Origin of the sequence: Archangium sp., assembly GCF_036277355.1 — a bacterium.
Lineage (GTDB): Bacteria > Myxococcota > Myxococcia > Myxococcales > Myxococcaceae > Archangium.
In genome coordinates, this window is the sequence record NZ_DASUNC010000046.1 from 25,879 (window position 1) to 48,674 (window position 22,796).

The following is a 22,796-nucleotide window of genomic DNA, read 5'->3' on the forward strand; positions in this document are numbered from 1 at the left end:
CATGGTCTGGCCTACGTGAAATCGGTCCGCGAAAACACCCCTCCCACCGGGGAGGAAACAGAAGAGACGGTCCCCGCCGCCAAGGGCCGGGGCAAGAAGAAGGAGCAGGGGGCCAGGAAGGCGGAGGCTCCCGCGCCCGAGGCCCCGGGCTCCGAGGAGGAGTGGGCCTACGAGGTGGCGCACGCGGATGCGTCGACGGACCTGGCGCCCATCGTGGGCCGCAACCTGCGCCGCCTGCGCACGCAGCGGGGCCTGTCCCTGGAGCGGCTGGCCAAGGCGTCCGGGGTGAGCCGGGCCATGCTGGGGCAGATCGAGCTGGGCCAGAGCGCGCCCACCATCAACGTCATCTGGAAGATCGCCCGGGCGCTGGGCATCCCGTTCTCGGCGCTGATCAGCACCACGGCGCAGAGCGGCACGCGGTTGATGCGCACCGCGCAGTCCAAGCGGCTGGCGTCGCATGATGGGAGCTTCAGCTCGCGAGCGCTCTTCCCGTTCGACGAGCCGAGGCGCGTGGAGTTCTACGAGCTGCGGCTGGCGGCGCACGCGGAGGAGCGGGCGGACGCGCACCCGCCGGGGACGATGGAGAATCTGGTGGTGACGGCGGGGACGGTGGAGATCGACCGGGGCGACGAGCACCACGTGCTGGCCACGGGAGACGCCATTCTCTTCGAGGCGGACGTGGCGCACGTCTACCGCAACCCGGGCAACACGGAAGCGGTGATGTACCTGGTGATGACGTACGCGGAGACGGTGGGCTAGTTCCGGCGGCTGCGCTCGCTACGGCTCCAGCATCGCGAGAAGCTGCTCCAACCGCTTTCGGTGGCTGGGCGTGCTCGCGAGCTCGTGCGTGAGATGATTCATGGCCAGGGTCCGAAGCCGGGAAGGGATGCGCTTCCGGTCCGTGGGCGTCAGGCGCTCGACGAGACTTACCCAATCGGAGCGGCATCCCAATCCCTCTCCAAGTGCGGCGAGCTGCTCGAACTCTGAAAGGCTCAGCGTCGGCGGGTCGTCCGCATCCATGATGCGGCTGCAAAGTGTTTCAAACGCAATCGCACGTTCCCCGTGACTCGCGAAGTGGCGAACGTCTTCCATGCCGCCCACGCGCTCCTGGAATGCGTCGCAGAACCGGGACAGTCGTGCGTCCAGCCTGTCGCTGAGGGCTTTCCGGAGACTGGGGGTCTCCAACCGGAACACGCGCTCGGGCCCGCGCGCCCGTGGACTCCAGCCCTGGGCGAGGGCGTGAAGAATCGCCTCACGCACCAGCCAGGGGGAGATGGTCGTGCCATGATCGACCCAGGTCACCATGCGCTGCCCGGGTGAATCCGCGGCCTCCACCACGATACCCAGGCCGGGCTCGTCGCCAGGTGCAACGACCCAGCGGAACCGCGCGCCCTCGACCGTCATCAACCGGGTGCCTTTCTTCGCCAGGCCCATGATGTTTTCTTTCCCCCCTCCAATGTACGCCAGGCGAGACCTGACGGGTCCGCTGGAGTTCGCCTTGGTGGGAGCAGTACCAGGGTCATCGATGCCGGTGGCGGCCTCATCGCGCTGCGCGCCAGCGAATCCGGCCTGTACGTGTCCGCGGACTTGAACCGGGGGGGCCAACGCGCCGCTGTACGCCAGCCGCGCGTCCGTGCTGAAGCTGATCGCGCGGCGGGAGTGGAACAACGGCTACCCGTTCACCTCGGGGCGGGGTACATCGACGGCGCCCTGATGAAGACGGTGACGCGCGCGGAGGTCGAGCGGTATGGACCCTGGGCGTATGACAAGCCCTTCTTGCCTTTCCAGGCACGGGTCAGTGTTTGCCTGGCCCGTCCGGCGGCTGGAAGCCCGGGGCATCCCACGGGAGCCCCTCTCCTGGGCGTGACTTGGGCTGACGCCCCGTCTCCCACGCCTTCGCGAACAGCTGCTCCGTGGGGCCCAGTTGTTCCAGCACCTCGGGGGGGACGGGACCCTCGCAGAGCGCGGCCACGCCCGGTTGCTCGCGCAGCGCCTCGAGCTGTCCGGGCGTACCCCGGACGATGGCGAGGCGAGGGGGCAGGCGTTGTGTCACCTGAAGGGAGGCGGCCACCCGCGACAGCACGTCGCTGGCGCGGGAGACCTCGGCATCGATGATGAGCAGGGCATCCGTCATGGCAGGCCACACCACCCGTGGGCAGCGGAGAAGGGCCGGCGCCGGCTGGCGGCACCCGGCCCGGGTTTTCACCAGTGGGGGACGAGCCACCGCTGGTTGTTTCCGCCGTGCCAGTCGTACTGGATGACGGGGGCGGAGTCGTTGGAGGAGCCATACGCCACGTCGAGCACCTTGCCGCTGTGCCTGGCGACGATGCGCACGTTCCCATCCCCCAGCGGCTCGATGCGGAACCGCTGGTTGTTCCCTCCGTGCCAGTCGTACTGGATGAGCGGCGCCGAGTTGGCCATGGAGGCTCCCTCCACGTCGAGCACCTTGCCACTGAGCTGGGAGACGAAGCGGTAGCAGCCATCGCCGAGCGGCTCGGGCCGGAAGAGCTCATCGGCCCTCCCGTGGTAGGCGAACTGGACGATGTGCGCTCCGCTGCTGGAGGAGGCGCCCTCCACGTCGAGCACCTTGCCGCTGTGCTTCGCCACGATGGGGGCCGTCATCAGCCACCGCTGGTTGGAGCTGCCATGCCAGTCATACTGGATGACGAGCGCGGAGTCGCTGGTGGAGCCATACGCCACGTCGAGCACCTTGCCGCTGTGTTTGGCGATGATGCGCACGTTCCCATCCTTCAGCGGCTCGATGCGGAACTGTTGGTTGTCTCCTCCGTGCCAGTCGTACTGGATGAGCGGCGCCGAGTTGGCCAGGGAGGCCCCCTCCACGTCGAGCACCTTGCCGCTGTGCTGGCAGACGAAGCGGAAGTAGCCCCCGGGGAGCGGATCCGGCCGGAACAGCTGATTCTCTCCGCCGTGGTAGCGGTACTGGATGAGGTGTGCGCCATTCTGGGTGGACGCATTCGCCACATCGAGCGTCTTCCGGCTATGGCTGGCCACCAGGCGCGCGGCCATCCAGCCGAGGTGGGCCGGCGTCACCGTACACATGCTCCAGTCATTGCCCTTCATGATGCAGGGGACGCCGCCCCCGGGAGCGCAATTCTCGCAGTTGGAGTTCGGTTTGCCCCAGCGGCCATGGCTCCCTCCGCAGCTGCAGCCACTGCTCGCGTACTCGTCGGGGCACATGAAGATGTGGCCGGACTCGTGCGCGAAGACCCGGTCGATGTTGTCGGGCCCCCAGCCGTCGTTGTCGTAATGCATCACCAGATACGGCCCCCCGACGAACGCATACGCGAACCAGGACACGGGGTATTTGGTGAAGAAGGCGCAGTAGGTCCACCGCGTCTGGAATTGCTGGCGCAGATGCTCGATGTACTGGGTGACACCCTCCCCCGAGCCCGGGTAGCCGAGCGAGACCATGGCGGGATTGCGCCACAGCCCCTCGAGGTCGGGCGCGTTCGGATCGGGCGCCACGTTCAATTGGACGAGCTGGATGTCATACGTGAAGGAGAGCCCGGCCGCCGGGTAGGTGCCGGCGTAGTAGGAGAGCCCGTTCTGCACCTCCGCGACGACCTTCGCCTGCTCGGCCGCGCTGAACTGCAGTCCGCCGGGCCCCCCGACGATGACGACCCCCACGGCGACGCTCCCCTCCAGGTAGGCACTGGTCGGCCCGGCCAGGGCTCGCAGGGCCCTCACCTGATCGGCCTGGGGTGTCCTCGCGCAGCCTCCCGGGGGGAAATTCCAGGGTTGGCCCTGGCGCGGCCGCTGGCTCTTGGCCTGGGCGTACGCGGGAGAGCTCCTCAGCTGGAAGGCCGCGAGGCCCAGCGCTTCGACAGGGGAGAGCCGCGCGCGTGTCCCCGGGTCGAGCGGCCCCTCTTCTTCTTCACGCGCTCCCGGCAGCGGCTCGACAATCCGGACGCGGTCGCCATAGCGGTGCAGCACCCGCCCGGTCTCCTGCCCGTCGATGGCCTTCCTCGGTGTCCCAGGTGCTCCTTTGACGAGCAACCTCTCCTGGATGGACAAGTCCCCAGCCATGTCTCCCTCGCTTTCTCCTCATTCGAGCAACACGCCACGTCACGGCGGCTATTTTCGCCGCCGTGTGCGTCCGGTGGTGGGCACTGGCCTCGGGGGACGATGGCGGCGCGTGACGGGGACGACAAGCTGGGCCCTCTTCCGGAGGTCCACATGTCCCGAGACGCCAGCCGCCGCCTGTTCCTCTCGATGACCTCGCTCATGGGAGCGGGGCTCGTATGGGGTGAAACCGCCGGTGCCGCCCCTCCCTCCCGGGGCAAGGAGAAGAAGGAGAAGTCCGAGCCCGCCGAGGTCAATGCCACCGAGGACCTCATGCGCGAGCATGGGGTCATCCGCCGCACGCTGCTCGTCTACGAGGCCTGCGCGAGTCAGCTCGGCACCGGGAGCCCGCCGCGCGCGGACGTCCTCGCTTCCGCCGCGAACCTCATCCGCCGCTTCGCCGAGAACTACCATGAGCGTCTGGAGGAGGAGCAGGTCTTCCCCCGCCTGGAGAAGGCCGGGAAGCAGGGCGAGCTCATCCGGGTGCTCCGGGAGCAACACGCCGCGGGGCGCAAGCTCACCGACGGCATCCTGAAATCCGCCACCCCCGTCGCGCTCCAGGACGCGGGGCGGAGGCAGGCCCTGGCCTCCTCGCTCCAGGCGTTCGTGCGCATGTACCAGCCGCATGCCGCGCGCGAGGACACCGAGCTCTTCCCCGCGTTCCATGCGCTCTTCGCCGAGGCGGAGTTCCACGAGCTGGGCGAGCGCTTCGAGGAGCAGGAGCACCAGATTCTGGGCGCTGGCGGCTTCGAGAGCGCCGTGGCGGAGGTGGCTCAGCTGGAGACGGCGGTGGGCATCCACGACCTCGCCGCGTTCACCGCCCGCTGAGCCGGGTGGAAACACGAAGAGCCGGCGGGCCCGTGGGGCGCGCGCCGGCTCTCGTGCTTCAGGCCCTCGAGGGCCCGGGTGCTACTTCGCGGTGCACATCATCATGGGCATGCCGTTGCACATCATCATCATCGGCATCCCCATGGCCATCATGGAGTTCATCGCGTCACAGCACTCCTTCATCATCTCCATCTGGCCGGCCTCCATGGGCATCATCCGGCACATCATGCCGTCCTTGCCCATCTCACAGGTCATCCGGGCCATCATCGGCATGCGCATCATCATGGGCATCATCATCGGCATGCCGCCCATCATCGGATTCATGCCCATCATCCCGCCCATCATCGGGTTCATGCCCATCATCATGGGGTTCATCCCGCCCATCATCGGCATGGGCATGGGCATGGGCATGGGCATCATGCCGCCCATCATCGGGTTCATCCCGCCCATCATCGGCATGGGCATCATGCCGTTCATCATCGGGTTCATGCCCATCATCGGCATCTGGTTCATGCCCATCATGGGGTTCATTCCGGACTGCATCGGCATCGGCATCTGGGAGGCAGGCGTCATGGTTCGTCCTCGTGCGGGTGTGACTGGGAGTGCTGCTTCGGGGGCGGGAAAGTAGAGAGTGGGGTTGTCCCGGACAACGCGGTGAGGACTTTTCCTCCAGTGAAACGGAGGCGCTGCTCCAGGCGGCGGAGAAGGCGTGTCCGGCAGAGAGCAGTGCCCGGCGCGGATGTGCACTCCCGGTCAGCGCCCCCCCGAGAAGGTCATCCCGGAAGTGCGCTAGAACGGACTCATGAGCGCAGATCCGCGAGAGGAAGGGCCGGGCACCTTCCCACCCACGCGCTGGACCCTCATCCGGTCGGCACGGGCCTCGCCGGAGGCCCGCCGCGCGGCGCTCGAGTCGCTGCTGCGCACCTATTGGCGCCCGCTCTACGTCTTCATGCGCCGCCAGGGGCTGGACGCCGAGCCCGCGCGCGACGCCGTGCAGGATCTGCTCGTGCGGCTGTTGGAGCATGACTTCCTGGAGCGGCTGAACCCCGAGAAGGGCCGGCTGCGGGGCTACCTGCTGACGGCGGCGCGCAACCACCTCGTGCACCGGCATGAGCGGGAGAGCGCCGCGAGGCGCGGAGGGGGCGTGGCACCCATGCCACTGGACTTCGAGCTGGCCGAGCGCATCGCCTCGGAGGACGCGCGGGGCCCGGACGAGGCCTTCGAGCGGGAGTGGGCGGCGAGTGTCATGGAGCGGGCGCTGGCGAGGCTGAAGGAGGAGTTCGAGAGTGGGGCGCGCAAGGGCCCCTTCGCGCTGGTGCTCCAGTTCTTCCGTCCCGGCGAGCCGCCGAGCTACCGGGAGGCGGCGGAGGCGCACGGCATGTCGCTGCCACAGCTCAAGACGTTCCTGCACCGGGCGCGGGTGCGCTACCGCGAGCTGGTGCGCGAGGAGGTGGCGGACACGGTGGGAGGGCCCGAGGAGGCGCAGGCCGAGCTCGCCGAGCTGCTCCGGGTGTTGAAGCGATGAGCGCCGAGGCGAGGAGTGTCCGGTGTCCACGCTGCGGCACGCCCGGGGTGGGCGGGCGCCTGGCGGTGTGTCCGGGCTGCCTGCTGGACGAGGACGTGGAGGATCCGGGGCGGATCGGCTCGTTGGAGCTGGAGGAGGAGATCGGCCGGGGAGGGATGGGCCGGGTCTTCCGGGCGCGGCACGTGCGGTTGGATCGGCCGGTGGCGGTGAAGTTCCTGGCGGGGGAGGGGGCCTCCAGCGCCGAGGCACAGGCCCGCTTCGCCCGGGAGGCGCGAGCGCTGGCGCTGTTGGACCATCCGAACATCGTCCGGGTGCACGACTTCGGCGACGAGGAGGGTGAGCGCTTCCTGGTGATGGAGCTGGTGGAGGGCCGGTCGCTGGCGGAGCTGCTGCCCATGGCTCCGGCGGAGGCGGTGCGGGTGGTGCTCCAGGTGTGCGACGCGCTGGCCTACGCGCACGAGCGCGGCGTGGTGCACCGGGACATCAAGCCGGCCAACGTGCTGGTGGCGGACGACGGCCCGGTGAAGGTGACGGACTTCGGGATTGCCCGCATCGTGCGGCAGGAGGGCCCGCGCGACACGCTCACCGCCGCGCACGCCGTGGTGGGCACGCCCGAGTACATGGCACCCGAGGCGCTCGCCGGAGCGCCGCCGGATCCGCGCATGGACGTGTACGCGGTGGGCGTGCTGCTGAACGAGCTGGTGACGGGCCGGCCACCGGTGGCGGGGGCGCCGGCGCTGACGGGGGCGCTGGGTGCGGTGGTACGGCGGGCGGTGGCGCTCGAGCCCTCGCGGCGCTACGCGAGCGCGCGGGCGTTGGGCTTGGATTTGAGGCGGCTCGCGGATGGAGCGGAGGAGGCGGCGCTGCCTCCGGACGAGGCCATCTGGCTGCGCGCGGTGGCGGTTCTGCAGGCGGTGGCGAGCGCGCTGGTGCTCTGGGCACTGGTGGTGTCGGTGACGCCGCGGGTGGTGGCGCCGCACGAGTTGGATCCACTCACCATGCAGCCCGCGGCCCGGCTGGCGGATGGCCGGTGGGTGACGCGGGCGCGCTTCGAGACGGGCCCGATTCTGGGAGCGGTGGCGGGGCTCGCGGTGGCGCTGGCGGCGTATGGGCTGCTGCGCAGACATTGGCGCCACGAGGGCCTGGACGCGCCCGCGCCGGAGGTGCCGCTGCGCGAGGGCCGGAGCTTCCTGGGAGTGGCGTCGGCCTGTTCAGGGCTGTTCGCCCTGCGGGGCGTGCTGGAGTGGGGCGCGGGAATCTCCATGCCGCCCTTCATGCCGCTGGTGGGAGGGCTGCTGGAGTTGTCGGCGCTGTACCTGCTGTGCGTCTCCATCCTGGAGGCCTGGCGGCGCCAGCGCCCGCTCTCCCGCGAGCCGATGCTGTGGGCGGGGCTGGTGCTGATGCTGACCCCACCGGTGCTCGAGTTCGGCATGTACCTGTGGCGCTGGCAGCCTTGAGGAGCGAGGCTGTGCGAGTGCTCCGGTGGACTCCGCGGAGAGGGACTCCTTGATGACACGCAGGACGTGCGGGCGGGCCGTGGCGGTGGGGCTCGCGGTGTTGCTGGCGCAGGGATGCTCCACCGTGTCGCACACGGGGCGGAGTGGCTTCTCCCTGCCGGAGCGCGCGTCGTCTCCGGGTGAGGCCACGTTTGTCTCCACCCAGTGGAGCAGCTCTTCCCCCGAAGACAGAAGCGAGGATGCCGAGGCACGGCGAGCGGAGGTGGAGTGGGCACTGGCGCGGATGTGGGAAGTCGCCAGTGGAGTGGAGCAGGTGGGCACGGTGCTGGAGTTCACCTTCTGGGTGGAGCGCGGGGCCTTCACGCTGCTGTCCCAGCACCGGAGCGCAGCGGGAGGGGAGAAGGGCCAGCCAGCGAAGGCGGAGTCCTTCACGCGGGAGCTGCGAGGGTTGCTCGCCGTGCTCGCCGAGACGCGCACGGGAGCGCTGGTTTTCACATTGCACCGGGAGCGGAGCCGCTGGCGGGTGGACTCCGCGGCGGCCTCCCGGGAGGAGCCCCCGGAGGCGAGGAAACATCCGGCGCGGCGCATGGAGACCACCGCCGGGCCGCTCCTGGCGGTGCAGGCCATGACGAAGCAGGTGGTGCGCCTGCTCCAGGTGCCCGCGGGCGCTTCGGCGCGGATGACGGTGGAGCTCACCCTGGAGGATGACCGGCTGACGGGCTGGAAATCGGGGCCCTACCAGGCCGGGTCAGGTGGCGGGGTGCGCCCCGCGGATGGGTGGACGGCGCAGTCCCTCACCCTGGCGGTATTGCCCTTCACGCGGGGACTGGGCCCCCGCACGGTGCGGGTGGAGCTGTCCGGGACGCATGAGGGGGCGAGCGCCACCTCGCACTGGTGGGTGGAGCGGGCGGAGACGTTGCGGCCGGCGCCTCCGGACGAGGCGGTGGAGGACGTGCTGCGCGAGTACCGCCGGCTGCACGCGGAGATCTTCCACCGCTACCGCGAGGAGATGGTGGACTCGGTGAAGCTGGCGGGCGCCTTCACCCTGGAGCAGGTGGCCCTCTGCGCCATCGGAGGACTGGTGGGCAAGGGCCTGCACGTCGCCTTCGAGGCGTTGGCGCCCACGGTGATGCGAGTGGTGACTCGGGGCGGCACCGCGGGGATGCGCTGGTTGCGCACGCAACTCGTCCGGGCGGGGCGCAAGGACCAGGAGCTGTTGCGGCGGCTCTTCGTAAGGGTGGAAACGGAGGGCTTCGACTCCCTCTCCACCGCCGAACGCAAAGAGCTCACCGAACTCCTGCGGCGCATGGAGCAGTCGCTCACCGTCAAATTGAAGGACAAGCCAAAAGATGCACTTCGTGCCAAGGCTCAACAGGACTTCTATGGCATCTTCCATCCCGAACTGGCCGCAGTGCTGAAAGGCTCCCGGGGAGAACGATATGACATCCACCACCTCATTCCCCTGGAGTATGCCCACCTCTTCCCCGAGTTGGACATCAATGCCGCCGCCAACCTCAAGGCCTTGGGCAAGCCCGTTCATGAGGGCATCAACAAGCTGTGGAATCTCTTCCGCATGGAGGTTGGCGACAGGGCCAGTCCCGAGCAGGTTCGACAGATGACAGCCATCACCCGGCGACACTTCGAGAGCTGGTTCAACAAAGTCTACGAGCCGAGCCAGTCAGACGCTCTGTTCCAACGGGCCATGACGGCGGCACTGGATGACGTCCGAGCCCTGGTTCCGAAGTAACAGGAAAGATACGCATGACGAACGATACTTCATTGCCTGGACTCGACCGGCTGCTAGCGACCTGTGAGAAGTATTCCGTCCAAGTCAATACTAGAAAGCCTTGGGGAGGAGCGTCGGACGCGGGTACTCTCCTCTTGGGTCTGCCGCTTGACCCGATGCTGGCCGCCTTCTATTCACGATTGGGCGGGCTTCATCTTGACTTCGATCTTTTCGTGGAACCCTGTGACGAGCAGGTGAACGGCATCCTCATGGCGAATGAGGAGGTCCAGCCCTATTGGCCCGAGCCATTTCGCTCCCTTGTCATCTTTGGATGCCGGGAGGCGTCGGCCTATCGCTATGCCACGGTTCCGAGTCTGGCGGATGCGCAAGGCTTGCAACCAGTCGTCAAGGTCGACCCCTACGAGGATTTCTACGCCCTTCCCATTGCCTCCAATGTGGACCGCTTCTTCGACACCTACGCTCGTTATCTGGAACTCGTCTACATGGACCCAGAAATCCGGGAGGAGCGGGGAGCCTGGCCCGTTTTTCCCTGGGACGTGCCGGAGCTCATTGCCACGGACCGGACGTTGATGCGCATGCTGGTAGAAGGACGCTTCGACTTCCTGATGTTTCGGCAGGGAGTCGGTGCCGAGAGGACCCACGAGGAAATCCGGGAGTGGATCGCTCAACTCCGGGCCGTGAGCACGTGATTTGGACGCGGACGGATGTGTTGCGAGGTGAAGAGGAGTGACGCATATGACGGACGTTCCCATGCCCGGATTGGAGCGGCTGCTGGCGGCCTGCGAGAAGTACCCCGTCCAAGCCAAGACTCGAAAGCCCTGGGGAGGAGCGCCGATCGCGGGTTCTTTCCTGTTGGGTCGGTCTTTCGACCCGATGCTGGCCGCCTTCTATTCACGGCTGGGTGGGCTCCTGCTCGATTCCGGCCTCTATGTCAACGCATGCGATGAGCAGGTGAATGGCATCCTCATGGCCAACGAGCGCGTTCAGCGGCAATGGCCCGAGCCGTTCCGGTCCCTCCTCGTTTTCGGAGGCCAGGAGGCGCTGGCCTATACCTATGCCACGATTCCGAGCTTGGCGGATGCGCAGGGCCTCCAACCCGTCGTCGAGATCGACTCCTACGAGGACATCTACGCGGTTCCTATCGCCTCCAATGTGGACCGTTTCTTCGATGCCTACGCCCGCTACTTGGAGCTCATCTACGAGACGCCCGAATTCAGGGACTGTCCCGATGCGAGGCCCCTTTTCCCCAATGAAGTGCCGGAGATCATCGCCACCGACCGGACGCTGATGAACATGCTGGTGGAAGGCCGCTTCGACTTCCTGATGTTCCGGGAGGGAGTTGATGCCCAACGGCGTCACGCGGAAATCCGGGAGTGGATCGCTCAACTCCGGGCCGTGGGCAAGTGAGTTGCCCAGCAGCGCATCGACTGCACGGACTGGAGTGACCTGTTCACATGTGGAGAGCGTTGCGCCTCATTCATCCCTATCGGAGGTACTCCCTTCAGCCTGCTGCTCCTTCTCCCTCTCCTCGATTCTCTTCTTCTCCTGCTCCCAACCCTTCAGGATGGAGATGGGATGAAGTGTGCTGTGAGCGATTCTCCGGTGATGAATGGCGATGTAGTGCTCACCCGCGATCTGGACGAATACCCAGATGGGCGGCGCCGGTTGGTTCGCCCACCACGCCTCCGCTTCCGCGCGGGTGGCGAATACCGCTGCTGGAGGCGGAAACCCTCGCGACGTGACGGCCTCGATGAATCGTTCCAGGGTGTACTGGCGCTCGAATCCACGCACGGCCCTGTCACGAAAGTAGAAGAGTTCGAGATAGTCGTCCCCCACGAGGACGTGGGCACTGCTCGGCGGCTCGGCGAGATTGTTCAGCCACGCCTCTGCCTCTTGCCGTGTGTCGAAGCGGGCGATGACGGGCGGCGGATTCCCGTAGAACGTCTCGAGATAGTCGTAGAAGTCGTCCTGCTGGCCGGTTGAACGAATGAACTCGAGTTCGTCGATGGCGATTTGAACGAGATGCTGGTCGCTGGGGGACTGCTGGGAATCGCGAATCCGTGAGAGGATCTCCCGTGCCTGGGTGAGTCGCTCGCTGTACTCACCGCTCCAATCGGAGGCCTCGGCAGGGGGACGATCCGCGGCGGCGCGCCCGAGGTAATCCTCGAAGCGATACACCTGACCCGTGCGCCAGATGTAGAAGTTCGCCTCTTGGATCAAGCGATACAGTGATTCCTCCTCACGCGTCCGTGTCGCTCGCCAGCGGTTGGCGACCAACATCCCGGCATTCGAAAGCAGCTCGAAGATCGTCACGGCTTCACCGCCAGCATTCGGAACGTGGGCATCGGGCTTGACGAAGCCATGGCCATGAGGGGCAACAGCGCGAGCCCACCACCCCCAGAGCCCACGAAGACGGCGACGAAAGCAACACCCGCGATGACCACGACAGCCCCTACGAGGAGGGTGGTGCGGTTCTCCTTGACCCATTCGATCGCGGGCTCGATGGCTTCGAATTTCACGGGCTCGGGCTCCACGTCGTGCAGGCAGTTCGCCAGTTGCTTCATACAGGCCCCTTCACAGTATGAGTATTTGCCAGTGCGCCATGGGCCATGAATACGGGAGTCGTATACATACTTGCTGACCTGACGTATCCGCGTGCTGGCGAGACACTCTGGGACGCAGACGTCGTACTCGTGCCGGCACTCCTCGGCCGTGAACGAGGCGGTAACGACCCGTCCGTAGAACCCGTTGGCGTGGACCTGGCTTTGGTACGCGTTCAGCTCGAACCCAGCGACCGGCCGCCAGCTGTGGGTGACCTGTCCGTCCGGTTGTTGCGTGATGAGAAGGACGTATCTGGCCAGGTCCTCGGGGCCTGTGGGCCCGGTGGCTGACGCACGTGTCGTGCCGCAGGCCACGAGGAGGAGGGCGAGACTCAACGCGGTGGCTCGCTGGGTGACAGATGTCGTTCTCATGAGGGGGGCCCTGTAGTGAATCCCGCGTGGATCGCACACTTCCTCGCCGCGAGCACGTGAATAAAAAGCCGCCCCGCAACCGCGAAAATTCCTTCCGGTACTCCCTGATGGAAGGGGAGGGCGGCGCCAACCCACAGGGGCACTGGAGCCCCGGACGGCCGCGCTCCCCGAGGGAGACGTGTCATGGAGCCGACCTCGCTGGCGACCCCCGTACCCGAGTCCAGCCACTTCATGGTGGTGGCCTACCTCCTCTACCTCGGAGTGAGCATCGGGCTCACGGTGTGGGTGGCGAAGACACTGCAACGCAACGGTGCACACTTCCTTCACGACGCCTTCCTGGGCAAGGAGCGTCTGGCGGACTCGGTGAACCACCTGCTGGTGGTGGGCTTCTACCTGATGAACATCGGCTACGTGTCCCTGTCGCTCAAGGAGCACCGCACCATCTGGACCGTGCAGGAGATCATCGAGCTGGTCTGCACCAAGGTGGGCTGGGTGATGGTGGTGCTCGGCGCCATGCACTTCTTCAACCTGTATGTCTTCAACCGCATCCGCCGCTCGAGCCAGGTGCGTCACCAGCCGCCGCCCGTGCTGCCGCGCGAGTTCACCCGGGTGGCCGTGCCGCAGCAGACCCCCGTGTCCGAGGGCGTGTGAGGCCCGTCATGCGTGCCCTCAGCGTGCTGTATGACGAGACATGTGGCTTCTGCGTGAGCTGTGCCCGATGGCTGGAAGCGCAGCACACACTGGTGGAGCTCGAGTGCCTCCCGGCGGGAGGCGAGGCGGCGGCGAGTCGCTTTCCCGAGCTGCGCCGCTCGGCCTCCAAGGAGGAGCTGGTGGTGGTGGACGACGAGGGAGGCGTCTACCGCGACACCCACGCATGGTTGATGGTGCTGTGGGCGCTGGAGGACTACCGGGCCTGGGCGCAGCGCCTGTCCCGGCCCGCGTTGATGCCGCTCGCGCGCAATGCCTTCGAGCTGCTCTCCAGCAACCGCCGCAAGCTGTCCGGCTGGCTGCACCTGGAGGACGAGGCGGTGCGGCGGCACCTGGAGCGCGAGGCCGGGCCTCCCGGTGCTCCGAAGTGCGCCCCGGGCGACGCGGCCTGCCGCCTGCCGCGCAGGGTGCGATGTGAGGGGTGCGGCCGGCCCATGGCGGAGGGACGTACCGCCTGTCCCCACTGCCTGGCGGACGTGGTCCGCGCGATGGAGCCGGGCTGAACGTCAGGTGGAGAGCCGGGAGAGGTCCGCGGCCGTGTCCACGTCCTCACTCCCTCCCGGCAGGGGCACCTCCACCACGCGCGAGGGCTCCCGGACGATGACCTTGCGCGCCCCCTGGTCCGCCTCGAGTGCCTCCAGCTCGGGACGCAGCGCGCGGGAGAACAGCGCGGGCACACCCCGTGCCCCGTCGTAACCCGAGGCCACGATGGGCGAGCGTGTCCGCGCGAAGGTGTCCACCAACCCCCTCAAGTGCGCGGAGTCGACCCGGAGCTGATCGCACAGCAGCACCAGCACCGCCTCCACCTCGGGCAGGGCCCTCACGCCCACGCTCAGGGAGCGGCCCATCCCCACCTGCCACTCCGGGTTGTCCACCGTCCGCACCGGCACGTCCGCGAGCTCCGCGGCCACCGCCTCGCCATGCGCTCCCACCACCACCACCACCGGCTCGCAGCCCGCGGCCACGGCGGCCTCGGCCGCACGGCGCACCAGCGTCCGTCCCTCGTGCACCAGCAGCTGCTTGGGGCGCCCCAGCCGCGAGGAACCCCCCGCGGCCAGCACCACCGCGCCCACCTTCACGCGAGCCTCCGCGCCGCCGGTGACGGGGCGTCCGCGTGGATGGGGGCCTGCCGCTCGCGCAGCTTGCCGCCCTCGCGCCGCGCCAGCACGGCCCTCAGCTCGGCCACGATGGAGAGCGCCACCTCCTCGGCGCCCTCGGCTCCCACGTCCAGTCCGATGGGCGCGTGCAGCTTCTCCAGCTGCGCGGGAGCCGGGGCGGGGGACAGCTCCCCCAGCACCCGGTCCGTGCGCGAGCGCGGCCCCAGCACCCCCAGGTACCGCAGCGGTTGCGGCACCAGCCGGGCGAGCAGCTCGCGATCCTGCGGCAGGCTGTGCGTCATCACCACCGCGAGCGTGCGCGGCGAGAGGGCCACCGTGTCGAGGATGTCCCGGGCCTTCGTCGCCACCACCGCATGGGCCCGGGGAAAACGCTGCCGCAGCAGCTCCGCGGGCTTGTCCGCCACCACCGTGACGTGCCAGCCGAGGCTCGCGGCCTGCACCACCACCGGCGCCACGTCGAAGCCGCCGCCGAACAGCACCACCGGGGGCGGCGGATCCACCACCTCCACCAGCACCTCCGCGCCGCCGCACGGGCCACTCCAGGTACGCCCCGCCTCGAGCGCCTCGCCGGCCGCGGCCCGCACCGCGTCTCGCAGCGGCCCGGACAGGTTGCTGGCCTCCTCGCCGTCCTCGCGCAGCAGCAGCCGCGCGCCCACCTCGCCCCCCCGGTACACCGTGGCGATCACCCCGCGCTGGGCCCGCTTCCTCGCCTCCTCCGCGAAGGCGAGCGCATCCACCGGCCCGGGCTCGCAGCGCTCCAGCAGGATGTCCACCACGCCGTTGCACCCGAGCGCGAACGTCAGGCCGTCCTCGTCCTCGGTGCTGTCCACGGTGGAGTCGTAGCGCAGCACGTGCGGGCCGCCGGACGTCCAGAAGAAGGCCTTGCGGACCACGTCCCGCTCGAGGCACCCGCCGCTCACGCCTCCGGCGAGCCGGCCCTCCTCGGCCATCAGCATGCGCGCCCCGGGCCGCCGGTACGCCGAGCCGGACACGGCCACCACGGTCGCCAGCACCAGCGGCCCCCGCGCGCGGGCCCGGGCACGCAGGATCTCCTCCAGTTCCTTCACGGTGTGTCTTCTCCCGCCGCTCCCGATGTCGTGGGAGCGAGGGGCGGCACTCTACCACCCGGGCTCTCGACGCGGAGACGCATCTCCGGCGGAAAGCAGACGGGCGGACAAGGCCTGGGCCCCTGCTCGGGAAGGGGAGCCTGGAGGGCCCCCCGTTTCCCGCCGGAGGCCCCGGGGCCTCATGCCGCGCCCGGGACCTCCCTCACGTCACCACCGGACCTACCGGACCTGGATGGCGTCCGCGACGACCACGAAGCCGTCGGCGGCCCAGCGGCTCAGCTGCACCTTGTTCCAGCCGGCCGGGAAGCTCCACGTGCCGAGCGTGTTCCACGCGCCACCGCCCGTCTGCTGGTTCTTGTACACCGTGGCCAGGTTGGTGCCGCTGGCGTTGGTGATGATGTAGGGCGCGGCCGCCGAGCGGTTGGTGCCCGACGTCCACCGCGCGTCGATCGTCTTGGTGGCCGCCGACGGCAGGTAGAAGAAGAAGACCGCCGGCTCGGAGACCGCCGCCGTCGAGGCGTACAGGTAGTTGGAGCCGTAGTAGCCCGCCGTCGAGGTCGTGGCCGTCCAGGTCCCCGTCAGCTGGATGTAGCCCTTGCTGGTGTCGTTGGCGGCGTTGTTGTTGTCGATGATCAGACCCGTCGCCGGGGGCGGGGTGCCGTCACCGCAGTAGGACTTCACCTTGCTGATGTACGTGGACCACGGCCAGTTGGGGCCCGGGTCCGTGCGGTTGTACGGCTGCAGCCGGCCGTGCGCCACGATGTGGTAGCTGTCACGCACCACGGTGCGGTCGCGCGAGATGTCGCACGAGAGCTTCGCCGAGGCGTCGATCTGCCCCGTGGGGAAGGACGACTGGCTGGCGTAGCCGCCGTGCTCGATGCCCACCGAGAAGTTGTTCACCGACGAGCCGTTGAGGCCGCACATCACGCTGCCGTTGAGGCCGCAGTCGTAGCTGGCCGCCACGTGCCAGGCGCGGTTCGTCTCGGCCACCAGCTGGGTGATCTCCGAGCCGCTCTCGTTCACCACGTAGTGCGCGCTGGCCCCGGCCGACGAGTTGGTCAGCCAGCTCCAGCAGCCCGAGTAGCCACCCTCGCAGGTGTGGATGACGATCATCGAGATGTCCGTGCCCGACGGACGCGCGTTGTAGTTGGGCGAGGCGCGGAAGATGGCCGGGGCGTAGTCCGCGCTCATCGAGCGCACCATGTCCGGCGAGGGGAACTTCGCCTGCGCCTGGGTGGGCATCAGCGACACGGCCAGCTCGCCCGCGGGCGTCTGGGCCACCGCACCCTTGCGGAGGATGTCATACACGCCCTGGTGGACGTACTGGGCCTGCGCCTCGGCGTTCTCGATGCCGCTGAGCTTCGCGGCGGCCGGGGCCCACGCGCCCACGTCCGCACGGTCCACCTTCAGCGCGTCCGCGTACGAGGACAGCAGCGCCGCGGCGGCCCGGATGTTGGCCGTGGGGTCGGTGCGCGCCGCCTCCTCGGTCACTCCCGCCAGGCGCGCGCCCTCGGCGAGCTTCTCGCCGCGCAGGGCCATCAGGCCGTACGCCGCTGGCATGCCCTCGAACTCCACCTCGCCCCGCACCATCTCCCACCGGGTCTCGGTGTAGGAGATGGCCTTGAGCAGGTCGGCCGGAACGCCGAAATCAGCGCCCGCCTTCGCGAAGGCGGCGTCCAGCTGGTACGGGGTCCGCTCGGCCTCGGGACGAACGTCCTCGTGCGCGGCCGGCGTCTGGGGGGCGGTGGGCTCCTGGGGACCGCAGGCCGCCAGGGCGAGCGCGGCGGCCAGGGTGGCCAACGGCTTGGACAGGGTCTTCATGCACACTCCTCGGGGGGGGAACGGGGGACGACGCGAGGAGGATGCATATTCTTGGGCCTCATAGGAAGACCCTTTTTTCAGGAAAACTTAGATTTCAAGACATCGGACGAATCCGGTGCCAGGGCCACCGCCACAGCAGCAGGAGGGTGAGGAGCACCAGGGAGAGCGCACTGAGGGTCATGCCGGCGGTCAGTCCCGGCGCCTCGTAGCGGAACACCACCTCGTGCGTGCCCGCCGGGACGCGCACGCCCCGCACCACCAGGTTGACGCCGAGGATGGGGGCGGGCTCGCCTCCCACGGTGGCGCTCCAGCCCGGGCTGTGCAGGTCGTTGAGGACGAGCACTCCGGGGGCCTCGGCCTGGACGGCCACGCGCACCTCCTCGGGGGCATACGCGGTGACGCGGGCCGAGCCGGTGGCGGGAGGCCCGGGAGGCTCCGCCCACCCGGGGACGAGCACGGTGCCCCGCTCCAAGGTGGCGAGCTGCTCCACCGGCGCCCTTCCTGGCTCCAGCGCCCGGGGCGCGCCGAGCCAGGCCCGGGGCCAGACCTGGGGCACCTCGAAGAGGAACACGCCCGTGCTCGTCCGTCCGCGCGGCTGGAAGCCCAGCTTCACCAGGTCCGGCCCGTAGGATTCCAGGGTGAGCGCCGCGCCCACGTTCAAGCGGGGCGCGAGCGCCTGCACCCAGGCGAGCCCCGCATCGAGGATCTCCGGGAGCCGCGGGGGGTGTCCCTGGAAGTAGAGGTCGGGCACCTCGATGCCGTAGGGGCCTCCCATCAGGGCGATCAGCGCGTCGCGATCGAGATCCACCCGGCGCCGCTCGGCCTCGGTGGCGAAGCCGCTCTCGTCGAGTTGAAGGGTGCCGAGGCCGAGATTCATGACGCGCTTCTGTCCGAGCCCCACGCCCATGGCCCGCAGCGGCTCGACGGTGACGGGGGGCGAGGCGGAGTCCTCGAGGGGCCGCACGTCCAGGGCGGGCAGGCTGCTGGAGGTGGTCTCCAGGAGCACCAGGGCGAAGAGGACGGGGCCGCGCAGTCCCGCGTTGACCCGCGTCAGGAGCGCGCACAGGGCCAGGACGCCGGCGCCGAAGGCGAGCGAGAGGCCCAGGTCCCCCAGGTAGCCGCCGGCCTCGGCGGAGAACGCGCCCGCGGCGCCGAGGGCTCCCACGGCGAGCAGTCCCAGGCCGCCCGCGGCGAAGGCGGTGGGGCGCCAGCGTCCCTCCAGGGCGCGGCTCCAACCGAGCGCGGCGAGCACGGCCCAGGGCACGAGGAAGAAGGGGACCAGCTTCTCCGGCCAGCGGAAGCTGTCGAGCAACGGGAGGACGGCATAAGCGAGCCGGTAGAGGCCGCCGTACCTGCCGAGCGCGAGCAGCAGCCCCACCAGCGCGAGGCCCCCGAGCACTCCGCGCACGCGCCGGGACACGCCCGGGTGCAGCAGTCCGAACACGGCGAGGCAGGACACCAGGGCACTGCCGCCGAGGGCCTCGGCCCACAGGAGGTAGCCGGGGACGGAGCCGAAGAGGGCCTGGGCCCGGCCCGGGGCTCCCAGCGGAGACAGGCCCGGCAGGAGGAGCTCGGGCAATCGGAGCGGGTGGAGTGACCAGTACGTCGCGTCCTCCCAGCTGACGCCCCCGGCACGAGCGCTCGACTGCAGCAGCTTCCAGGAAGGCAGGAGCTGGGCCGCGCACACCCCCGCGAGCAGCACCGCGCACACCGCGGAGCCGGCGAGGTAGGGCCGCCAGCGTCCCTCGGCCAGGGCCAGTCCGAAGCACCCCGCGGCCAGGGTGAAGAGGTAGGCCCCCTGGAGGTCGCCGATGAGCAGCGTGGACGCGCTCGCGCCGAGTGCCAGCAGGAGGTGGGCGCGGTCCCAGCCGCGGAGCGCCACGCGGCCGAAGGCGTAGAGCTGCACCGGCAGGACGGCCGCGCCCCACAGGTAGACGATGTTGGCCGTCTCCGAGGTGAGGTAGCCGCCGAGCGCATAGGCCACCGCCGCCGCCGCGCTGCCCCCGCGCGTGGCGCCGAGCAGGCGGGCCAGCCGCCAGGTGCCCCAGGCCGCGAGCGCCACCGCGCACAGGCTCTGCACGGTGATGACGAGCTCCGGACGCAGCAATACGGACAGCCACGTCAGCGGGTGGAGCACCCCGCACACCGCCTGGGCATGGAAGGGGCTCCCGAGCGATTCATAGGGGAACCAGGAGGGGAACTCTCCGGCGCGCAGCCGCTCGCCCACGTAGGCCCGGCACGGCACCATCATCCGCCACGTGTCGCGCCGGTAGAGCTGCTGTCCCAACCAGAGCGGGGCGTAGAAGCCCGCCAGCACCAGCGCCACCACTCCGGGGGCCACGCGCTCGAAACCGCCCTGCCTCGACTCCTGTTCGTTCTCCAGAATGCGCTCCTTGCCTCGCGGAGGGGAACCATAGCCTTTCCACTCCGCGCGGATGTTGTCGGGAGGTGGACGGGGTGGCTCTTTTTCGAGGGGCGCTTGACGCTCCGTCGGGAGCCACGCATCGTCCCCCCACCATGGCCGTGCCCCCTCGTGCCACGGTAGCCGAGTGCTCGTGGGAGTCCCTGCGCTCGGGTACCTCGGACTTCCTCTCCGTGCTCGATGCGCACCTGGGCGTGCGCATCCCCGGTTTCCTGCCGCCCTCCGAGTGCGCCGCGCTCGCGCGCCGTGTGTACGCGGGCCGGCCGTTCTGGATCTCCGATTTCGACGGCGTGCAGTTCTCCCTGGGCCGCGCCTGGTACACGCACCTCGAGCAGGATCGCGAGGAGGAGTACTTCGCCAACGCCCGCACCTCGGACGCGGTGGTGGAGCGGATGCTGCCGGGCCTGCAGGGCCGTCTGTGCGAGGCCATCTCGACGCTGGTGGGAGCGCCCGCCGTCAAGCGCGAGGGCTGGTGCGGCCCCGGCGTCCACATCTTCCCGGCCGGCGAGTGGCTCTCCCACCACGGGGGAGACGTCCACTACGACAACGAGGGCCTCTCCGAGGAGCAGTGTGCCCGCCGCTCGCGTGCGCTGACGCTCGTGCTGATGCTCCAGCCGCCGGAGTCGGGCGGGGCGCTCCGCCTGTGGGACGTCACCTTCGCGGGGACCGACGACGTCTCCGAGCAGGAGCTCCAGTCCCCGCGCGCGGATGTGGACTACCGGGTGGGGGAGCTGCTCGTGCTCAACAGCTACCGGCTGCATCAGATCCAACCCTTCACCGGCACGCGCGACCGCATCTCGGCCACGGCGCACGCGGCGCTGGATGAATCGGGCTCGTGCTGGGAGGTCTGGTTCTAGGCCCGCGCGCCGTCAGGTGAGCTGGCGCAGGTAGTGGAAGTTCCCGCCCGACAGATCCTCCTTCGTGAGGCCGCAGGCGGGGTCGTCTCCCGGCAGCAGGTACACGACGTCGGACTTCACGTGCAGGAAGTTGAGCAGCCCGGGCCCCTTGAGCAGGTGATGGAAGGTGTTCTTCTTCCAGAGCTTCGCCTCGGCGATGTCGCAGTGCGCGCCCAGCCGGTGGTCGCTCGTGCTGCCGTTCTGCAGCAGCAGCGCCAGGGTGCACGCGAGGTAGCGCGGAGTCCCATCCTCGGGGGCCGGCTCGGTCCGGGCCTCCTTGCCCTGCAGCCCGTCCACCCAGTCCTGGAAGTCCTTGGGCGCGCGGGCCGGGTCATCCCAGTAGTCCCACACGCCCATCTCGAAGCGGTCGGACTGCCGGCGCAGCACGCTGCAGACGCGGCCGTAGAAGTCGTGCATCCGCGCGTAGTTGGTGCGCTCGGGTGAGGAGCGGATGATCTTGTGCAGCTCGCGGTACGTGGAGTCGTCCGGGCCCTGGAGCTCCAGCACCACCTGCATGGAGAAGACGGAGTAGTTCATGCGCCGCTCCTGTCACCCGCCCGAGGAGGAGTAGCTCGAGGATCGGCTCCACGAGCTGCGTGAGGAGAACGCCGGGCCGAGGATGGCGCGGCTGTTGCTCGACGTCCGCATGGCCACCTTGCCGAAGCCGGCGGGGAAGGGCCGGAAGGCACCGGTGGCTCCGCGGGGGATGGCGGAGAACATCGTGGTGCGCCGCTTCGGCTCATAGGCATACCCCTTCGAGACATTCTGGGGCACCTGGGGCACGTCCTTCGCCGAGAGGATGCCGGCCGAGGGGAGCCCGTGCACCAGGCCGGTGCTCATGCGGGTGCGGCCCCAGGGGTAGATGAACCAGAAGGAGTCGTGCGCCGTGCGCGAGCCCCCGTAGTACCAGGGGCGAGTCCCCGAGGCCGTCCCCGCCGCGACGGGGCCCGGGGTTCCGCCGTCCGAGGCGGTGCGCGCGGTGGCTCCGGCGTCGGTGCCCGCGTCGGTGCCGGCGTCGGTGCCCGCATAGGGCCGGGCCGGGGGGAGGCTCGCGGCGGCCATCGCGGAGGTGCCCCCGTCCATGGGCGTGCCCCCGTCCATGGGCGTGCCCCCGTCGGGAGTGCCCGTGCCCGGGCCCGTGGCCACGGCGGGCGGGGCGGGCTCGGGCTGGAAGTCCTTGGCCGCCACCAGCTTCACGTCCAGGCCCGCGGTGCGCCAGGCCACGAAGTCCTCGTTGAGATCGTCCAGCTCCTGCGACTGCCCCTTCCCGCCGGGGACGACGTACAGCACGTGCTGGATGCCCAGCTTGCGCAGCTGCTCGGCGGAGGGCATGCGCGCCATGTAGCGGTTGTCGAACTCCCGTTCCTGGTCGTCGTAGGGCGCCAGCCGCGGACGATCGAGCACGAACACCGGAGGCGCGGGGAGCGTGCGCTTGTTCGCGAGCCCCCGGAGCGTGGGTTGGTAGTACGTCGCCGCGGCCAGCGTGAGGTGCGCCGGCACGACGCCCACCGGGTGCGGCCAGTTGTCGAAGGTGAAGACGGGCTCGAAGCGCTCGGCCAGGGCGGTGGCGAAGGCGATGGCCTCGGGGCCGGGCAGGTCCACCAGCACGGCCGTGGCGCGCGCCGTCTCCGGCTGCTCCGCGAAGAGGGCGGCCAGGGCCTGGCCCTGCTTGAACGCCGTGTCCATCTCGGGCGTGAAGATGGGGCGCAGCGCGAGGGCCAGCGAGCCGGCGGAGCTGGAGGACATCGACTGGAAGAGCGTGGCCTGGTAGAAGGGCTTGAGCGCGTCCTGCCTCGGCGTCATCTCGGTGGCGAGTGACTTGAGATCCTCGGGCTTGAGGGGAACCTTGACCGGGTTGGCGAAGGTGAGGCTGTCGCCCGTGGCGCCGAAGTTCCACCCGCGCTCGCGCTGCATCTGCAGGGCGTCGTGGAGCTCCAGGTACTCGTCCTCGCCCGAGCCGGCGAGCACGAAGCCTCCCACGGCCACCGCGCCGCCGAACACCGCGAGCGCCTGGAGGGCCCTGCGCCGGGAGACGGGGTCGCTCATCGCCGAGAGGCCCTCGTTCCACCACTGCGCGCCGACGAGGCCCGGTTGCCGGGTCATCACCTTGCGGTGGAAGGGGTTCGGGTCGGTCTCGCTGCTCATCGTCTCG

General features: G+C 69.4%; 22 protein-coding genes. 11 read left to right on the plus strand and 11 right to left on the minus strand.

Features of this window, described 5'->3' with window-relative positions; genetic code table 11:
- The first annotated feature begins 15 nt into the window (after positions 1 to 15).
- Positions 16 to 759 carry an XRE family transcriptional regulator gene (locus VFZ09_RS11445; protein ID WP_329727562.1) on the plus strand — a complete coding sequence of 248 codons (744 nt, stop codon included), beginning with the start codon at positions 16 to 18 and terminating at the stop codon, positions 757 to 759.
- An 18-nt stretch (positions 760 to 777) separates the two neighbouring features.
- On the opposite strand, the gene VFZ09_RS11450 is transcribed toward VFZ09_RS11445, so the two are convergent.
- The 3 genes from VFZ09_RS11450 to VFZ09_RS11460 all read right to left on the minus strand — a co-directional run bounded on the left by VFZ09_RS11450 (position 778) and on the right by VFZ09_RS11460 (position 4,047).
- Entirely contained in the window at positions 778 to 1,434 is a 657-nt protein-coding gene (locus VFZ09_RS11450) for a hypothetical protein (protein WP_329727563.1), read from the minus strand.
- Between the two features lie 361 nt (positions 1,435 to 1,795).
- Complete coding sequence (locus tag VFZ09_RS11455) at positions 1,796 to 2,134, minus strand: hypothetical protein (protein ID WP_329727564.1); 339 nt, start codon at positions 2,132 to 2,134, stop codon at positions 1,796 to 1,798.
- Between the two features lie 68 nt (positions 2,135 to 2,202).
- A complete protein-coding gene (locus VFZ09_RS11460) occupies positions 2,203 to 4,047 on the minus strand; it encodes an RICIN domain-containing protein (RefSeq protein ID WP_329727565.1) in 1,845 nt (614 codons plus the stop codon).
- A gap of 150 nt (positions 4,048 to 4,197) precedes the next feature.
- On the opposite strand from VFZ09_RS11460, the gene VFZ09_RS11465 reads away from it, so the two are divergent.
- From VFZ09_RS11465 to VFZ09_RS11495, 7 genes are all read left to right on the plus strand, one after another.
- A complete protein-coding gene (locus tag VFZ09_RS11465) occupies positions 4,198 to 4,911 on the plus strand; it encodes a hemerythrin domain-containing protein (protein ID WP_329727566.1) in 714 nt (237 codons plus the stop codon).
- A gap of 103 nt (positions 4,912 to 5,014) precedes the next feature.
- The gene (locus VFZ09_RS11470) at positions 5,015 to 5,539 is read left to right on the plus strand and encodes a hypothetical protein (RefSeq protein WP_329727567.1); all 525 of its coding nucleotides are present in this window, start codon (positions 5,015 to 5,017) and stop codon (positions 5,537 to 5,539) included.
- 174 nt (positions 5,540 to 5,713) lie between these two features.
- Positions 5,714 to 6,436: a sigma-70 family RNA polymerase sigma factor gene (locus VFZ09_RS11475; protein ID WP_329727568.1), complete on the plus strand. Its 723-nt coding sequence runs from the start codon at positions 5,714 to 5,716 to the stop codon at positions 6,434 to 6,436.
- Entirely contained in the window at positions 6,433 to 7,893 is a 1,461-nt protein-coding gene (locus VFZ09_RS11480; protein WP_329727569.1) for a serine/threonine-protein kinase, read from the plus strand. Before VFZ09_RS11475 ends, VFZ09_RS11480 begins: the two co-directional genes overlap by 4 nt.
- Before the next feature lie 52 nt (positions 7,894 to 7,945).
- A complete protein-coding gene (locus tag VFZ09_RS11485) occupies positions 7,946 to 9,640 on the plus strand; it encodes a hypothetical protein (RefSeq protein WP_329727570.1) in 1,695 nt (564 codons plus the stop codon).
- A 14-nt stretch (positions 9,641 to 9,654) separates the two neighbouring features.
- Positions 9,655 to 10,329 carry a hypothetical protein gene (locus VFZ09_RS11490; protein ID WP_329727571.1) on the plus strand — a complete coding sequence of 225 codons (675 nt, stop codon included), beginning with the start codon at positions 9,655 to 9,657 and terminating at the stop codon, positions 10,327 to 10,329.
- A 46-nt stretch (positions 10,330 to 10,375) separates the two neighbouring features.
- Entirely contained in the window at positions 10,376 to 11,047 is a 672-nt protein-coding gene (locus tag VFZ09_RS11495) for a hypothetical protein (protein ID WP_329727572.1), read from the plus strand.
- 66 nt (positions 11,048 to 11,113) lie between these two features.
- On the opposite strand, the gene VFZ09_RS11500 is transcribed toward VFZ09_RS11495, so the two are convergent.
- Both VFZ09_RS11500 and VFZ09_RS11505 read right to left on the minus strand, forming a co-directional pair.
- On the minus strand, positions 11,114 to 11,953 hold the full coding sequence (locus VFZ09_RS11500) for a hypothetical protein (protein WP_329727573.1): 840 nt from the start codon (positions 11,951 to 11,953) through the stop codon (positions 11,114 to 11,116).
- The gene (locus VFZ09_RS11505) at positions 11,950 to 12,204 is read right to left on the minus strand and encodes a hypothetical protein (protein ID WP_329727574.1); all 255 of its coding nucleotides are present in this window, start codon (positions 12,202 to 12,204) and stop codon (positions 11,950 to 11,952) included. The genes VFZ09_RS11500 and VFZ09_RS11505 overlap by 4 nt, the downstream gene beginning before the upstream one ends.
- 591 nt (positions 12,205 to 12,795) lie before the next feature.
- On the opposite strand from VFZ09_RS11505, the gene VFZ09_RS11510 reads away from it, so the two are divergent.
- Both VFZ09_RS11510 and VFZ09_RS11515 read left to right on the plus strand, forming a co-directional pair.
- A complete protein-coding gene (locus VFZ09_RS11510) occupies positions 12,796 to 13,263 on the plus strand; it encodes a hypothetical protein (protein WP_329727575.1) in 468 nt (155 codons plus the stop codon).
- An 8-nt stretch (positions 13,264 to 13,271) separates the two neighbouring features.
- A complete protein-coding gene (locus VFZ09_RS11515) occupies positions 13,272 to 13,823 on the plus strand; it encodes a thiol-disulfide oxidoreductase DCC family protein (RefSeq protein WP_329727576.1) in 552 nt (183 codons plus the stop codon).
- Positions 13,824 to 13,826: 3 nt separating this feature from the next.
- Here VFZ09_RS11515 and VFZ09_RS11520 read toward each other — a convergent pair whose 3' ends face one another.
- From VFZ09_RS11520 to VFZ09_RS11535, 4 genes are all read right to left on the minus strand, one after another.
- Entirely contained in the window at positions 13,827 to 14,399 is a 573-nt protein-coding gene (locus VFZ09_RS11520; RefSeq protein ID WP_329727577.1) for a nucleotidyltransferase family protein, read from the minus strand.
- Positions 14,396 to 15,505, minus strand: a complete 1,110-nt coding sequence (locus VFZ09_RS11525; protein WP_329727578.1) for an XdhC family protein — start codon at positions 15,503 to 15,505, stop codon at positions 14,396 to 14,398. The genes VFZ09_RS11520 and VFZ09_RS11525 overlap by 4 nt, the downstream gene beginning before the upstream one ends.
- A 219-nt stretch (positions 15,506 to 15,724) precedes the next feature.
- Positions 15,725 to 17,326 carry an N-acetylmuramoyl-L-alanine amidase gene (locus tag VFZ09_RS11530; RefSeq protein WP_329727579.1) on the minus strand — a complete coding sequence of 534 codons (1,602 nt, stop codon included), beginning with the start codon at positions 17,324 to 17,326 and terminating at the stop codon, positions 15,725 to 15,727.
- A gap of 94 nt (positions 17,327 to 17,420) precedes the next feature.
- On the minus strand, positions 17,421 to 19,667 hold the full coding sequence (locus VFZ09_RS11535; protein WP_329727580.1) for a YfhO family protein: 2,247 nt from the start codon (positions 19,665 to 19,667) through the stop codon (positions 17,421 to 17,423).
- Positions 19,668 to 19,843: 176 nt separating this feature from the next.
- On the opposite strand from VFZ09_RS11535, the gene VFZ09_RS11540 reads away from it, so the two are divergent.
- The gene (locus VFZ09_RS11540) at positions 19,844 to 20,605 is read left to right on the plus strand and encodes a 2OG-Fe(II) oxygenase (protein WP_329727581.1); all 762 of its coding nucleotides are present in this window, start codon (positions 19,844 to 19,846) and stop codon (positions 20,603 to 20,605) included.
- Positions 20,606 to 20,617: 12 nt separating this feature from the next.
- Here the strand turns inward: VFZ09_RS11540 and VFZ09_RS11545 are convergent, their stop codons facing one another.
- On the minus strand, positions 20,618 to 21,181 hold the full coding sequence (locus VFZ09_RS11545) for a hypothetical protein (protein WP_329727582.1): 564 nt from the start codon (positions 21,179 to 21,181) through the stop codon (positions 20,618 to 20,620).
- 12 nt (positions 21,182 to 21,193) lie between these two features.
- On the minus strand, positions 21,194 to 22,789 hold the full coding sequence (locus tag VFZ09_RS11550; RefSeq protein ID WP_329727583.1) for a hypothetical protein: 1,596 nt from the start codon (positions 22,787 to 22,789) through the stop codon (positions 21,194 to 21,196).
- Between the last annotated feature and the right edge of the window lie 7 nt (positions 22,790 to 22,796).

Coding starts and splice junctions, on each gene's coding strand:
- VFZ09_RS11450 (WP_329727563.1), bottom strand. CDS start 1,434: ATGGGCCTGGCGAAGAAAGGCACCCGGTTGATGACGGTCGAGGGCGCG.
- VFZ09_RS11455 (WP_329727564.1), bottom strand. CDS start 2,134: ATGACGGATGCCCTGCTCATCATCGATGCCGAGGTCTCCCGCGCCAGC.
- VFZ09_RS11460 (WP_329727565.1), bottom strand. CDS start 4,047: ATGGCTGGGGACTTGTCCATCCAGGAGAGGTTGCTCGTCAAAGGAGCA.
- VFZ09_RS11465 (WP_329727566.1), top strand. CDS start 4,198: ATGTCCCGAGACGCCAGCCGCCGCCTGTTCCTCTCGATGACCTCGCTC.
- VFZ09_RS11470 (WP_329727567.1), top strand. CDS start 5,015: ATGGGCATGCCGTTGCACATCATCATCATCGGCATCCCCATGGCCATC.
- VFZ09_RS11475 (WP_329727568.1), top strand. CDS start 5,714: ATGAGCGCAGATCCGCGAGAGGAAGGGCCGGGCACCTTCCCACCCACG.
- VFZ09_RS11480 (WP_329727569.1), top strand. CDS start 6,433: ATGAGCGCCGAGGCGAGGAGTGTCCGGTGTCCACGCTGCGGCACGCCC.
- VFZ09_RS11485 (WP_329727570.1), top strand. CDS start 7,946: ATGACACGCAGGACGTGCGGGCGGGCCGTGGCGGTGGGGCTCGCGGTG.
- VFZ09_RS11490 (WP_329727571.1), top strand. CDS start 9,655: ATGACGAACGATACTTCATTGCCTGGACTCGACCGGCTGCTAGCGACC.
- VFZ09_RS11495 (WP_329727572.1), top strand. CDS start 10,376: ATGACGGACGTTCCCATGCCCGGATTGGAGCGGCTGCTGGCGGCCTGC.
- VFZ09_RS11505 (WP_329727574.1), bottom strand. CDS start 12,204: ATGAAGCAACTGGCGAACTGCCTGCACGACGTGGAGCCCGAGCCCGTG.
- VFZ09_RS11510 (WP_329727575.1), top strand. CDS start 12,796: ATGGAGCCGACCTCGCTGGCGACCCCCGTACCCGAGTCCAGCCACTTC.
- VFZ09_RS11515 (WP_329727576.1), top strand. CDS start 13,272: ATGCGTGCCCTCAGCGTGCTGTATGACGAGACATGTGGCTTCTGCGTG.
- VFZ09_RS11530 (WP_329727579.1), bottom strand. CDS start 17,326: ATGAAGACCCTGTCCAAGCCGTTGGCCACCCTGGCCGCCGCGCTCGCC.
- VFZ09_RS11540 (WP_329727581.1), top strand. CDS start 19,844: ATGGCCGTGCCCCCTCGTGCCACGGTAGCCGAGTGCTCGTGGGAGTCC.
- VFZ09_RS11545 (WP_329727582.1), bottom strand. CDS start 21,181: ATGAACTACTCCGTCTTCTCCATGCAGGTGGTGCTGGAGCTCCAGGGC.
- VFZ09_RS11550 (WP_329727583.1), bottom strand. CDS start 22,789: ATGAGCAGCGAGACCGACCCGAACCCCTTCCACCGCAAGGTGATGACC.